The sequence below is a fragment of the Paenibacillus sp. FSL R5-0636 genome (assembly GCF_037974255.1).
Classification (GTDB): Bacteria; Bacillota; Bacilli; order Paenibacillales; family Paenibacillaceae; genus Paenibacillus_AQ; species Paenibacillus_AQ odorifer.
In genome coordinates this window covers 2,854,479-2,867,754 of record NZ_CP150232.1, presented here as the reverse complement: position 1 = coordinate 2,867,754, position 13,276 = coordinate 2,854,479, and the positions used below count along the sequence as shown (strand labels likewise).

The 13,276-nt window shown below is 44.4% G+C and carries 11 protein-coding genes; 4 read left to right on the top strand and 7 right to left on the bottom strand.

Annotated elements, in window-relative coordinates; translation table 11 throughout:
- Window positions 1–97 precede the first annotated feature (97 nt).
- Entirely contained in the window at window positions 98–1,168 is a 1,071-nt protein-coding gene (cax, locus tag MKX34_RS12870; RefSeq protein ID WP_038570286.1) for a calcium/proton exchanger, read from the top strand.
- Window positions 1,169–1,255: 87 nt separating this feature from the next.
- On the opposite strand, the gene MKX34_RS12865 is transcribed toward cax, so the two are convergent.
- From MKX34_RS12865 to MKX34_RS12845, 5 genes are all read right to left on the bottom strand, one after another.
- Complete coding sequence (locus MKX34_RS12865; protein ID WP_036686156.1) at window positions 1,256–1,552, bottom strand: YlaN family protein; 297 nt, start codon at window positions 1,550–1,552, stop codon at window positions 1,256–1,258.
- Between the two features lie 202 nt (window positions 1,553–1,754).
- On the bottom strand, window positions 1,755–2,000 hold the full coding sequence (locus MKX34_RS12860; RefSeq protein WP_036686154.1) for an HPr family phosphocarrier protein: 246 nt from the start codon (window positions 1,998–2,000) through the stop codon (window positions 1,755–1,757).
- A 106-nt stretch (window positions 2,001–2,106) separates the two neighbouring features.
- Window positions 2,107–3,222, bottom strand: a complete 1,116-nt coding sequence (locus MKX34_RS12855) for an aminopeptidase (protein ID WP_036686152.1) — start codon at window positions 3,220–3,222, stop codon at window positions 2,107–2,109.
- Window positions 3,223–3,317: 95 nt separating this feature from the next.
- The gene (locus MKX34_RS12850) at window positions 3,318–4,145 is read right to left on the bottom strand and encodes a hypothetical protein (protein ID WP_076212705.1); all 828 of its coding nucleotides are present in this window, start codon (window positions 4,143–4,145) and stop codon (window positions 3,318–3,320) included.
- A gap of 104 nt (window positions 4,146–4,249) precedes the next feature.
- Entirely contained in the window at window positions 4,250–4,402 is a 153-nt protein-coding gene (locus tag MKX34_RS12845; protein ID WP_170914251.1) for a hypothetical protein, read from the bottom strand.
- A 653-nt stretch (window positions 4,403–5,055) separates the two neighbouring features.
- Between MKX34_RS12845 and MKX34_RS12840 the strand changes: the two genes are divergently transcribed.
- A complete protein-coding gene (locus MKX34_RS12840) occupies window positions 5,056–5,223 on the top strand; it encodes a hypothetical protein (RefSeq protein WP_339205147.1) in 168 nt (55 codons plus the stop codon).
- Window positions 5,224–5,252: 29 nt separating this feature from the next.
- Here the strand turns inward: MKX34_RS12840 and MKX34_RS12835 are convergent, their stop codons facing one another.
- Window positions 5,253–7,256, bottom strand: coding sequence for a sensor domain-containing diguanylate cyclase (locus tag MKX34_RS12835; protein WP_076099563.1), 2,004 nt, complete (start codon window positions 7,254–7,256; stop codon window positions 5,253–5,255).
- Window positions 7,257–7,656: 400 nt separating this feature from the next.
- On the opposite strand from MKX34_RS12835, the gene rpsD reads away from it, so the two are divergent.
- Together rpsD and MKX34_RS12825 are read left to right on the top strand one after the other, a co-directional pair.
- Window positions 7,657–8,256 (top strand): 30S ribosomal protein S4, encoded by a 600-nt coding sequence (gene rpsD / locus MKX34_RS12830; protein ID WP_036686147.1) that lies wholly within the window; start codon window positions 7,657–7,659, stop codon window positions 8,254–8,256.
- Window positions 8,257–8,500: 244 nt separating this feature from the next.
- Window positions 8,501–11,413, top strand: a complete 2,913-nt coding sequence (locus MKX34_RS12825; protein ID WP_076297707.1) for a transglycosylase domain-containing protein — start codon at window positions 8,501–8,503, stop codon at window positions 11,411–11,413.
- An 83-nt stretch (window positions 11,414–11,496) separates the two neighbouring features.
- Here MKX34_RS12825 and acsA read toward each other — a convergent pair whose 3' ends face one another.
- The gene (gene acsA, locus MKX34_RS12820) at window positions 11,497–13,221 is read right to left on the bottom strand and encodes an acetate--CoA ligase (RefSeq protein WP_038570278.1); all 1,725 of its coding nucleotides are present in this window, start codon (window positions 13,219–13,221) and stop codon (window positions 11,497–11,499) included.
- Between the last annotated feature and the right edge of the window lie 55 nt (window positions 13,222–13,276).

Sequence of the window (13,276 nt, the reverse complement as noted above, 5' to 3'; positions counted from 1 at the left end):
CAAATCACTTTATCGCTTTCTCGTTTACACCTAGGAACAATTTGGGTATATTGATTATGAATTCAATCTAAATACATAGATAGGAGTGTCCTTTACATTGAAAAAATGGATTTCACCATCACTGATGGGTATCACCTTTATCCTTAGTGCAATCGGCCATTATGCCGATTGGGATCATACCCTGCAGTTCATTCTCTCAGCAATCGCTGTGGTGTTTGTGGCTGGATTTCTCGGCCGGGCTACTGAAAGTGTAGCTCATTATGCCGGACAGCGACTGGGCGGCTTCCTTAACGCCACCTTCGGCAATGCTGCTGAGCTAATCATTGCCTTCTTCCTGGTCAAGGAAGGATTGTTCGACATGGTCAAAGCCAGTCTTACCGGTTCTATTATCGGCAACCTGTTGCTTGTTCTAGGATTGAGTATTTTCGCCGGCGGGATGAAGTTCAAAGTTCAGAACTTTAACGTAACCCTTGCCGGAATGAATGGCTCCTTGATGATCGTTGCCGTCATTGCCTTATTTGTTCCCGCTATGTTCTTTACCACCCACTCTATTACGGAGAAGGATACAGATGTGCTCAGTTTAATCGTTGCCGGGCTGCTCATCGCTTCGTACATTGCTTGGCTAATCTTCTCCATGATCACGCATAAGAAACATCTAGAGGACGTTACAGAAGAGGGTAAAGAAGAGTTAGCCCATGAACATGCCCCTGCATGGTCCAGAAACAAATCCATCCTTTATCTCGTGCTTGCCACCGTAATGGTAGCCTTCGTGAGTGAGTGGCTGGTAGGTACGTTAGAGACTTTAACAGAACGTTTCGGATTCAGCGAGCTGTTTGTAGGTGCGTTCCTCGTAGCCATCATCGGTAATGCCGCAGAGCACAGTGCAGCCATTATGCTGGCCATGAAGAACAAAATCGGTGCAGCAGTAGAAATTGCAGTTGGAAGCAGTCTCCAAATCGCCCTGTTCGTAGCACCTGTCCTAATCTTCGCCAGTTATTTCATGGGTGATACAATGGACATTGTTTTTACGACCATTGAGATTGTCGCCATCGGTGTAGCCGTCTTTATTGCCAAATCAATTACCCAGGACGGCTCGACTAACTGGTATGAGGGCCTCTTGTTATTAACTGTTTACCTGATTTTAGGAGTCTCCTTCTATCTCGTATAATTATTATTAACCATTGTACACAACAAAAAGCGCACATGAGCGATTCGTCCTCATGTGCGCTTCTATAAATACTTAAGAAACCGATATTTATTCTTCTTTCGCTTTGTTGTTCAAAGCCTCGTAGAGTACTGCTAAGTTACGCTCCAGCTTACTTAGTACCATTTTACCAGTAATTTCTGGGACCAAACCTGCTCTAACCGCAAAATCCACTTCTCTGGAGAAACCGTACATCTGGGTATCCAGCACTTCCTCATAGAGAGGGCAGTAGCGTGTTGCCAGATTCTCCATCTGCACTTCTATAAGTTGCTGAATTTTATCGGCATCTTCTTGTAGAAGATTGATTGCTTTAAGATTATACTGTTCCTGTAATTCCGATGAAGTCATGCCTCTATCCCCCCCATGTCCAAAAGTTAAGCTGCTTTTACTATTTTACTTAATATTAGACGAAATCCGGTATCAATACAACAATTCAGTTTATACTAACCATATATTTAAAAGAACCTGCTGCGTTATCCTATCAAGTTTCATATCTACTTCTAGAAAAAACGCCCCACCGAAAACCGGTAGGACGTTTTTAGCACGACTATTACTCAGCAACAACTGTGAATTTCAAACCGTGTTTTGCAAACACTTCAGTCATTGCCTTCTTAGCTTCTTCAGCATCTGCCCCATGAACATGAAGCTCATAGCTTTGGCTGGATACCAAAGTAGTGAACAAACCAAGGATACTTTTAACATCAATGTACTTGTTGTCCGCTTGAAGAACGATTGAAGAGTTGAACTGGCCTGCCGTTTGGGCAATATCGACAATTGCCGCATTGTTACTGGACATAGAAATCCCTCCGCAACTTGATTATAAAACTTTAGTCTTTTGTTATCATTTCTTATGATACATTGAATCCGCTTACTTGTGCAAGGAGTTTTCTTGTTATTACATTTTATTTCAAGTTTTCAGGATTCAGACCTTCGAGTTCCGGCAACACAAAAATTCCATCCTTACGGATCAATACATCGTCAAAATAAATTTCTCCGCCGCCATAATCTGGACGTTGGATCAACACAAGATCCCAGTGAATGGAGGAGCGGTTACCGTTATCTGTAACATCATATGCTTGTCCTGGCGTAAAGTGCAGGCTGCCTGCGATTTTTTCGTCAAAAAGAATATCATTCATCGGGTGAAGAATGTAAGGGTTAAACCCGATAGCGAATTCGCCAATATGACGTGCGCCGTCATCTGAATTCAAAATCTCGTTCAAACGGGCGGAGTCATTGCTGGTGGCTTCAACAATTTTTCCGTTCTCGAATTTGAATTTGATATTTTCAAAGGTCACTCCATTATATACTGACGGTGCATTATAGCTGATCGTTCCATTTACAGAATCGCGAACTGGGGCGCTGTAAACCTCGCCATCCGGAATATTTTTTTGCCCGGAGCATTTCTCTGCACCGATTCCTTTAATCGAGAACTTAAGATCTGTCCCAGCACTCAAAATATGTACCTTATCCGTTCTGCGCATGAGATCAGCTAAAGCATCCTGAGCCTTGTCCATCTTGGCGTAATCCAAATTACACACTTCGAAATAAAAGTCCTCAAACGCTTCAGTGCTAATATTCGCAAGCTGAGCCATGCTCGCATTCGGATAACGCAGTACTACCCACTTCGTATGCTTCACACGTTGTTCGCTATGCACTGGATGAGAGTACAACGAGTTATACAATTTCATATTTTCTTCAGGAACATCAGACAGGTCATTCACATTCTCACCTGCACGAATCCCGATATAACAATCCATTTGCTTCATCCGGTTCAAGTCAATTTCAGCCCATGTCTGAAGACTCTCACGAGTTGCGTATTTAAGCATGCTGCGCAGGACTGTACGATCTGTTAATTGTACAAAAGCATGACCGCCGGCCTTGCCGATTTCCTCTACAACTGCTTTAATTAAATCTCTTTCATTGCCAATCATTTCGACTAGCACGTTCTCGCCTGGCTGGACATTTACGGAATAACCGACTAGGTTAGCCGCCAGCTTTTGAATTCTGGGATCTTTCATTGTGTATTCTTCCTTCCTCTGTCTAAAAAATAAGCAAGCTTTTCTATTGTAGCACGCCCTGTATGGAGCGCAAGACCTGTAGGATAATGTGAAAATCAACGAAAGCCTGAAAAATTTACCTGTGATACATAAGTTTCATTATCAGAATTATTCCCCGCTTCCAAGTAGGTAACCTTACGATTTAAGGTGAGCTTTCTCGGCAGATTATGTTTTGTATCAACGGTTAAATGGTAGACAGTCTCAACATTAGCTTGTTTCAGCTTTTGCTGTAATTCATTATTTTTCTTCTCCCACAGTTCCACTAAAGCTTGCGTAACCGCCTGATCGTTCTTTGTTATTTTTCCAGCCGAATCAGGTGTTTCAGGTCGAAGGTCTTGCATCTCTTTTTCTAATTCAGCAGTCAGCTGCTTTCTGGCCTCAGCAGGCGTCAGCTCGATCCGCAGCACATTTGTCCCTCTGCCTGCACCCGCATCTTCAGTCACATTAGCCTCCATGGATTGCAGCTCCTCCAGCTGTTTTAACGGATTAAGCAAAGCAAGCGGATTTCCGTCCTCAGATGAACCTTCAGTGGTCAACGCTACCCATTCCCCCTCTTTTTTCTCTAGCTGACTATGGAAAGCTTTCATAGAAGTGATGCCGCTTTTTAAATCTTTAGCGCTATTAGCTGCTTTTTTTGTGGATGAGGATTTATCAGGAAGCAGTGTATACAGATTGACCTTCTTATGGTCCTGTACTGTGCCTTCGTAAAATATCATGGATTCCGGAACGGTCTTTCCACCTTTTGTAAGCATGGTTGACCCTTTAAAAGTAACCCCATCGCTGCCCGTTATACCCGCTAACACCAAACTTAGATCTTTCTTGGCTGGTTTGTCTCTAATAACGCTGCAACCGCTGTTGAACACGCAGGACAAGGTAAAAATCATAAGAACTAACCCCTTTAGTAACAATGACTTTCTCACGGTCATCAGGCCTTTCTTGGAGTATTTTACTTTACAGCCCACTATAGGGTTCTCCCTTCCTGCGCGCCTTATACAGATGCAAATACGTTGCTGCTATCGTTTTCCATACATTGCTCTAACTTATGCGCGTTCGTCGCTTGCTTTCGAATGTCAGTACATACCACCTTCAGACTCACGAAGTTACCGCTGCCAGTCGCCGCACCGTTGTCGCTTTCGGACACAGCTGACCTTAATTACAGTATTTTGCGATATTTCGTATGCCAACGGACTCCATTGCAGCTATTGACCTCAAAAACGCACAATATGAGTCCTTTTCCAAACAATAGCGTCTCCGGAGTCCGAAACCATGCTTAAAAAGCTAAAATCACGCAAATAACGTCATCTGAGTCCGATGCACGTTGGATGCTGTGGACGCAGATGAAACGCGAAGCTAACGTGCAACACAAAGAGCAGCATTTCTCCAATATCGGAGAACCGCTGCTCATGTGGGAGTCAGATACTGATTTATTAGTGTCGACCTATCATAAATGTGCGTACATTTAAGATATAGACTCAATTAGGTAGTCGCAATCTTGTGCGCATACAAAGTCACCGTAAGCATGGAGCCATTATCAAATGTAATGCGGTGGTGCATAGGAACCTACTTCACTCTCACCTTCCTTTTTCAGAACTATTCAATGTGTCCATACATATTCGCTAATGAATCCGCGTGGTGTCGATAGTTAATGCGAGACTTACAGCGCCACAGTCCTGGCTAACTAAAGATATGCACAGTAACTCCCTAACGGACACAACTGACCCTTAACGCAGCATTTCCCGATATTTCCCATACCAACGGACTCCAGCGCAGCTATTGACCTCAAAAACGCACAAAATGAGTCCTTTTCCAAACAATAGCGTCTCCGGAGTCCGAAAACATGCTTCAATGTCTAAAATCACGCAAATAACGTCATCTGAGTCCGATGCATCGCAGCAGGATGATAGATACACAGTCGAAGCAGCCAGCCATCTGCCAAAACAAAAAGCAGCGACTCTCCAATAAGGGGAGAACCGCTGCTCTGCTATCTTTTTTTACTTATGAGGCAATCCCTTCACACCACTGCCATTCTCTTTAGTGTCAACGATCACCTGGTTACGCCCATTGTTCTTAGCTTTATACAGTGCCATATCCGCTCGATAGAACAGGGATTCCACGCTTACACGTTCGTCCATCCAGCTCCATTCTGCTATACCGCAGGACACTGTTACATTAGGTTCGGTTTCGTTCATCACCCGCTTGCGAATACGCTCAGCCACATTTACTGCCTGTTCTACTCCCATTAATGGTAAATAGACCGACAGTTCTTCTCCGCCCCACCTCGCAGCAATATCACCTTGACGGATGGAGGACTTCACAATTTCACTGACCTCTTTTAAAATCTTGTCACCCTTTTGATGACCATAGGTATCATTCACCATCTTGAACTGATCGATATCCACAACGATTAAGCAACCGCAAAAATCTGTAGACTGCCGTTCCTTTATTTCTTCGTCCAGATAATGACGAGCATAAAGTCCAGTTAGGCTATCTCTGTTCGCTAGACGTCTAACTTCGGCATGCAGCCTTGCGTTCCCTACAGCAAGTCCAATATGCCCCGCCATCGCCTGAAGCAATCTGTAATTGTCATAAGAGAAATAATGGGCATCGCGATGCGCCAACATGATGGCACCACGCACTTCACCACCTACACTTAAAGGTGTGGCAATCAGCGACTGCGACCCGGTAGCATTCATTAAACGAGAAGTAGTATTAGGATTATCTATGTAGTTAGACATGATTAATGATTCCCCAGTAGTATAGACCTTCCCGCCTAAACCTTGTCCTACTTCTAAAATTTCATTTTGCAAGGAAGAATGATTGCAAGCAATAACCTCTAGCCCGCCCTTTTCTTCGTTCATATGTAAAATACAGCAGTAGTCTGCGCCAAACATCTCTAACAGCTCTTCAAACGCAAATTGAAAAATATCCCCTAAACGCAAGCTCTGATTCAGCCGTTGTGTAAGTTCATTACTCATACGCAGCTCACGAATGAGCTGATTGGACCGTTCATACAGCTTGGCATTCTCAAAAGCAGTACCTGCGGTATCCGCCACCATTGAGAGAAACCGTAAATCTACATCCATAAAGATCGAGTTATCCATCACCATGTGGAATACGCCATAAACCCCTTGCTTCCCGCCTAGCGGAAGACCAATTTCTACAATGTGTTGATCTTCAGTATTGGTGTTCAGAGCAACACGGCCGTCTTTAAATGCTCTAGCGCAGACATCATCACTGGACATCTGAAACGGTAAAGGTTTGACCTGCGGATGAGTGCTGCGGTGATCTTGCGACATAAACAGCTCAAGCCTGGCACCAGGGTACATTGCAGAAATGCTATCTATAACCTCCGTAAGCACGGCGTTCACATCAATATTGTCATGCATCCGCTGAACGATCTGAAATAACAAGGAGCGGCGATTGCTCTCACGTTCAGCATGTAGATGAACACTCGCAAGATCAGTTACAAAAATATGTTCAAACTTATGATAGAAAATGGTCCGGTACTGCAACGATATAGCCTCAGCAGTATCTCGTCCACCCATTAAATATTGTTGTGTCGGCATAGCACAGCCCAGGAAAGCAAAAATTTCTTTGTCAACGCGAGTGATGAGCGGTATAGTAAAAAAGCTCATATCCTGACCTTGCACCGTCAGTTGAACAGATGAGGTTGTGCCGGAAAGTAAACTAGCTGCCGCCGCCTGCTCCCATTGGTGCCTCCATCGTTCTTGCTGATCGGCAATATTAGCAAAATATCTGCCTTCAAAATTCAGTACACACCAATCCCATGATTTAGCGAACGGTAGTGCCTCTAGCCCATCAATCCATTCCTCGAAGCTGTCTGCAATCAGATTGGCCAAATATGGGAAGTCATGGGACACTATTTCCGTTTCCCTAAGCCAGGCGGTGGGATCTTCGGAATCTCTACTAGCGTGCAATTTGTCCTGTATCAGCATACGACTGTCTTTATAAGCGTATGCTTTCTGTTCTGACATAACGAAGATCCCCTTTGCTTCTCAATTAAGAAAAAAAACCTTCCCAATTAACATCTAATTAACTATATTTTACTCCCTTTCTTTGTGTATTGCATTATATTTTCCTTATTTCCGGGATTTTTTTTAGGACCTAAGAACTAACGACAAAGAATGACAAAAACTCTTTTAATATGCGCTTGACTTTATATACTACTTTCATATAATATTTATTGTTGAACAAGACTGTAACAAGTCTTACTTGGGCGTAACGTTGTGTCACCCTCACGCATTTCGTTACTGCCAGGGCAGCGGCTGAACTTCCCTGGTAGTGTGGAAGCCAATAATGCTAATCACGGATACGAAATGCGGCGCAAATAGAGCCCTAACCTGAAATTTCAAATATAAAGGAGTCTACTATAACATGGCACGTTACACCGGACCTAAATTCAAACTCAGCCGCCGTCTGGGCATTTCCCTTAGCGGTACAGGCAAAGACCTGAAACGCCCTTTCCCACCAGGACAACACGGCGCTAACCAACGCAGAAAAGTAAGTAACTACGGAATGCAGCTTTTGGAAAAACAAAAACTGCGTCACATGTACGGCTTGGGAGAGAAACAATTCCGTACTCTCTTCGCTAAAGCACAAAAACTTCCAGGTCTTGCGGGCGAAAACTTCATGTTCTTGCTTGAAAGCCGCTTGGACAACCTAGTTTACCGTCTTGGATTTGCTAACTCCCGTGCTGGAGCACGTCAGTTGGTATCCCACGGACACGTAACTGTAAACGGCAAAAAAGTCGACATCGCTTCTTACCGTGTAAGCTTGGGCGACGTTATCGGTCTTCGCGAGAAGAGCCAAGGCATGGCTTCCATCAAAGAAGCTCTTGCTAACCGTAACCACCTTCCAGCTTACCTGGAATATGCTGAAGGATCTTTCGAAGGTAAATATATCCGTTTGCCAGAACGTTCCGAGCTTTCCCAGGATATCGATGAGAAACAAATCGTCGAGTTCTACAACCGTTAATATCTCGCTTTTAGCGGGTATGACCGAAGCCTCCGGATTAATCCGGGGGCTTTTTGTTATGTCTATATTCTAAATTCCAAGCCGTTTGTTGCCTATTACACTTTCGCAAATCATACCCTAAATTACTTTATTTATAATTTTTGCACAAAAGTCGAATCTTAAGACCATGAGAATCAGGTAGAAGCGCATTCAAAAACGCCAATTTATGCTATAATAATTCCGTTAAAAGGAGGAATTATCGTCGATGGCTCAAGAGAACAAGAAAAAAAACGCTAACAAGCCTTCACCCCGCAGATCCGCCCTAAGCAGGTTCGGTTCTGTAGTTAAGTGGATGTTTATTCTTGGAATAATAGGCGTTCTATTTGCCGGTGGTGCTGTAGCAGGCTATGTCGCTTCCATTGTGAAGGATGAACCTGTTCGCTCCGAAGAAATGATTCAGCAGCAGGTCAGTCAAAATGCGATCACCGGATTCGCTTATTTCCGAGACGGCGCACCGATCGGCCAGCTTCGGACAGAAGAAGACCGAAGGCTCATTGAATTCAACGATATCCCCCAGCTTATTATCGATGCAGTTCTCGCAATAGAGGACAATAATTTTAATGAGCATAATGGCGTGGATTTCAAAGGCACCTTGCGTGCCGTCAAACAAAAGCTTCTCAATGAATCCGTTCAGACCGGAGGCAGTACACTCACCCAGCAGCTCGCAAGACGTGTATTCCTGAATCTGGATCGGACAGAAGATCGTAAAGTAAAAGAAATTCTACTTTCTCTTAGATTGGAACGCTTCTTGACCAAGCAAGAAATATTAACGGCTTATCTAAATAAGGTTCCTTTCGGCAATGGTTCAAATGGCTACAATGTTTTCGGGATTAAAGCAGCAGCCAAGGGGATATTCGGTCTAGACGATCTGGACAAATTGAATGTCGCTCAAGCAGCGTATTTGGCTGGTCTTCCGCAGCTCCCTTCTGCTTATTCTGCATTTAATGGCATAGGTGAATTCAACGAAAAAGCTTTCAACAGAGCTATGGACCGTCAACATCTTGTACTTCGTCGTATGCTTGAGGAGAATAAGATCACTACCTCTCAATATGATGAAGCCCTTAAATTTGATATCAAGAGTTCTCTGGCGCCACATACCAAAAAAGCCTATGCTACATATCCATACCTGATGATGGAGACTGAGCGTAAAGCATCCGAGATCCTTCTATCATTGAATGAAGAGAAAAATGGCACAACGGATGCCAATAGCACTACTGACAATGCCGTGTTACTTGAAGAAGCAAGACAGCAGCTAATGACCGGCGGTTATCGAGTCTACACAACTATTGATAAAAAAGTTTACAATGCAATGCATAGTGTCTCAGAAGACAGCAATAATTTTACTAAAGACAGCAAAACCAAAGGTATGGAACAGACGGCTGGCATGTTAATTGATAACAAAACGGGAGCCATTCTCGGCATGATTGAGGGCCGCGACTTCAATATTGAGCAGATGAATTATGCTACCCAAATGATCCGTCAGCCCGGATCGACTATGAAGCCAATTTCAGCTTATTTACCAGCCTTAGATGCAGGGCTGATTCAGCCTGCCGGGATTGTGGATGACGCGCCAATTATTCTAAAAGACGGCGGAAAAGGATTCCATATTCCCAAGAATGCCAATAACCGCTATCAAGGTCTGGTCACTGCCCGTTACGCACTTAATAAATCGCTCAACTTGCCTGCGCTTAAGCTGTTTAATGAAAAGGTCGGAATAGAGAAATCTTGGGCCTTTACTAAAAAGCTGGGGATCACCACCCTCACAGATGATGATTACAGCGCGCAGACTGGGGTTATAGGCGGTCTCAAATACGGTGTATCCGTAGAAGAGTTAACCAATGCCTATTCCGCTATCGGCAACCAGGGAGCCTTTAATGATGCCTACATGATTGAGAAAATCGTCAATTCAGAGGGCAAAATTATCTATCAGCACAAGGTTAATCCTGAGCAAGTATTCTCTAAGCAAACAGCTTACCTAATGACAGATATGCTGCGAACTGTAATTACAGAGGGTACAGCCAGCACCGTAAAAAGAGCATACAAACACTCTAAAGAAATTCCGATTGTCGGTAAGACTGGATCTACCCAGAATTATGGGGACGTATGGTTTATGGGCTACACTCCTGATGTCACATTGGGAATGTGGGTCGGTTACAAAGAGCAAATCAACACCCTTACGGGAGATACACAAAAACGTCAAGCCCAAACATTATGGGCAAAAGTATTGAATGCTGTCATTGATAAGCAGCCGGAACTATTCGTCACAGACAAATTTGCACAGCCTGAAGGAATTATCAAAAAGACAGTTTCAGCATATAGCGGCAAACTGCCAACATCTCTGACTGATAAATTCACAACGGATATATTTAATACAAAATATGTGCCAAAAGAGAGCGACGACGGGATTTCCAAAGCCAAGTATATTACTTACAAAGGCGTCAATTATATCCCGTTGGAAGGTACTCCAGAGGAGTTCCTAAAGGAAAAAATCGTCGTTAAACGTGAGAAGCCGATACAGGAACTCGTCAAAGAACTCCTGGCTGCCTTCCCTAAGATGAAGGATCATAAATCACTGGAGTATTATATGCCAGCCGATGCCAAGACGGATTTTCCAACAGAAGTTGATCCACGAGTGGACGACGGGGCTTCCCCTGCTGCTCCTGGAAATGTTAACGTCTCTTATAGCACTGGTAAAGCGGTCATCAGCTTCTCCGCTAGCAGCTCGGCAGATGTTGTGGGATACCGCTTATATCGTTCATTAAATGGAGGTTCTTTCCAAAAGCAATCTATACTCATGGCAGATGAGAACAAGGTATTCACGCCGGGTACACCGGCAAGTGCTAATGCAACCTTCTATGTAACCGCCGTGGATGTTGCAGGTAATGAGACGGCTTCTGGCAGCGTTGCTGGAGGGATTACACCAACACCAGAAGCAACTCCTACACCTGATCAACAACCTGGCACAGAGCCGCCTACAGAGCCTGAGACGACACCAGGAGACATTATTGAGGATCCAGGTAACATTCTCCCGCTACCGACGGAAACACCAGCCGGTGGAGGTAACAGTACTGGGGGCAGTAATAATCCCACAGCAGGTAATAATGCAGGGACACGTTAGCCCAAAGATTAATAAATAACTTTACACAGCAAAACACCGTTCCCATGGATTCATCCGGGAACGGTGTTTTTTTACAATTCATTCTAATCCTCAATCGTGGATAGATCTCCTGTCGGAAGATGCAGCTCCCATGCCTTCAGTACACGCCGCATGATTTTACCTGATCGTGTCTTCGGTAGTTTATCCTTAAACTCGATTTCTCGCGGCGCAGCATGTGCAGACAGGCCCGCTTTGACAAAAGCGGCGATCTCCTCTTTCAGAGCAGCAGTTGGAGTATAACCTTCTCTAAGCGAGATAAAAGCCTTAATAATCTCACCCCGCACAAGATCCGGTTTGCCGATTACACCCGCTTCTGCCACTGCCGGATGTTCCACTAATTTGCTCTCCACTTCAAATGGCCCAATACGCTCACCAGAAGAGTTGATAACATCATCAATTCGTCCCTGAAACCAGAAATATCCTTCGTCATCCATATAAGCGGAATCGCCAGAAATGTACCAGCCAGGAATCCGGAAATATTCCTCATACTTCGTCTGATTGTTCCAGATCGTTTTCATCATGGACGGCCACGGAGTTTTTATCGCAAGATTCCCCATAGAGAACGGTGGAAGAACATTTCCCCGATCATCCAGAATCGCTGCTTCAATCCCCGGTAACGGACGGCCCATTGAGCCTGGTTTGATATCCATTGCCGGATAATTACAAATCAATTGTGCCCCTGTTTCAGTCATCCACCAAGTATCATGTATACGCTGATTGTAAAATTTATCTCCCCACCGCACCACTTCCGGATTTAACGGTTCACCAACCGATAGAACATGGCGCAAGCTGCTTAAATCAATCCCCTGTAAGGAGTGCTCCCCTGCACCCATCAACATACGAAAAGCTGTAGGTGCGCTGTACCATACAGATACCTTATTCCGTTCGATTGTCTTATACCAATCCTGAGGACTAAAGCGGCCACCTCTAACTACATTGGTCACCCCGTTTAACCAAGGGGCAAATATGCCGTATGAAGTTCCGGTCACCCAGCCAGGATCTGCCGTACACCAGTATATATCGTCTTGACGTAGATCTAGCACTACTCTGCCTGTATAATAATGTTGAATCATTGCTCTATGCACATGATAAACGCCTTTGGGCTTTCCTGTAGAACCAGATGTATAATGCATAATAAGGCCGTCATTCAAATCAAGCCATTCTAAATTAAGATCAGCAGAAACGTTAGCCATCTCTTCTGCGAACCCTAAGTTTCCTTGCTCAATATCTGTTGCTCCACCTACTAGAAAAATATGACGAAGCTCCGGAAGCTCTTCTCGTTTGACCCGATGCAGCAATTCAGGCGTAGTTACCAGCGCAACGGCTCCACTATCCTCCAAACGATCCTTAACTGCTGTTTCCATGAAGGCTTCGAACAAGGGTCCTGCTATGGCTCCGATTTTGAGAATACCTAGCAGACTGAAATACAGTTCCGGTTGGCGAGGCATAAAAATAAATACCCTATCTCCTTTACCGATGCCATATTTACGCAATACATTTCCGAACCGATTCGACCGTTCCTGCAGATCGGTAAATGTATAGGATTCTTCCCGTACAGTGTCACTGTAGAGTAGGGCCGTTGCCGCTCCCCGCCCTTCATCAACATGGCGATCAACGGCTTCATAGGCCATATTAACCTTGCCGGTTTCATACCATGAGAAATTACGTTCAACATCCTCCCACTCAAAATTGGCTACTGCCTCCGCATAATCAGACATATTGGAGCTCTGCACACGACCCGGCAAAATTTCGCTATGGACTTGACCCATCACTCTTGCCTCCCTCACTCGTTTGATTTAAGCTTTAAGGGTAAGACTCATGTTT

Bases quoted from the DNA above. Each gene is read 5' to 3' on its own strand.
- MKX34_RS12865 (WP_036686156.1), bottom strand. From the start codon at position 1,552: ATGACTTCATCGGAATTACAGGAACAGTATAATCTTAAAGCAATCAAT.
- MKX34_RS12860 (WP_036686154.1), bottom strand. From the start codon at position 2,000: ATGTCCAGTAACAATGCGGCAATTGTCGATATTGCCCAAACGGCAGGC.
- MKX34_RS12855 (WP_036686152.1), bottom strand. From the start codon at position 3,222: ATGAAAGATCCCAGAATTCAAAAGCTGGCGGCTAACCTAGTCGGTTAT.
- MKX34_RS12850 (WP_076212705.1), bottom strand. From the start codon at position 4,145: ATGATTTTTACCTTGTCCTGCGTGTTCAACAGCGGTTGCAGCGTTATT.
- MKX34_RS12840 (WP_339205147.1), top strand. From the start codon at position 5,056: ATGAGTCCTTTTCCAAACAATAGCGTCTCCGGAGTCCGAAAACATGCT.
- MKX34_RS12835 (WP_076099563.1), bottom strand. From the start codon at position 7,256: ATGTCAGAACAGAAAGCATACGCTTATAAAGACAGTCGTATGCTGATA.
- rpsD (WP_036686147.1), top strand. From the start codon at position 7,657: ATGGCACGTTACACCGGACCTAAATTCAAACTCAGCCGCCGTCTGGGC.
- MKX34_RS12825 (WP_076297707.1), top strand. From the start codon at position 8,501: ATGGCTCAAGAGAACAAGAAAAAAAACGCTAACAAGCCTTCACCCCGC.
- acsA (WP_038570278.1), bottom strand. From the start codon at position 13,221: ATGGGTCAAGTCCATAGCGAAATTTTGCCGGGTCGTGTGCAGAGCTCC.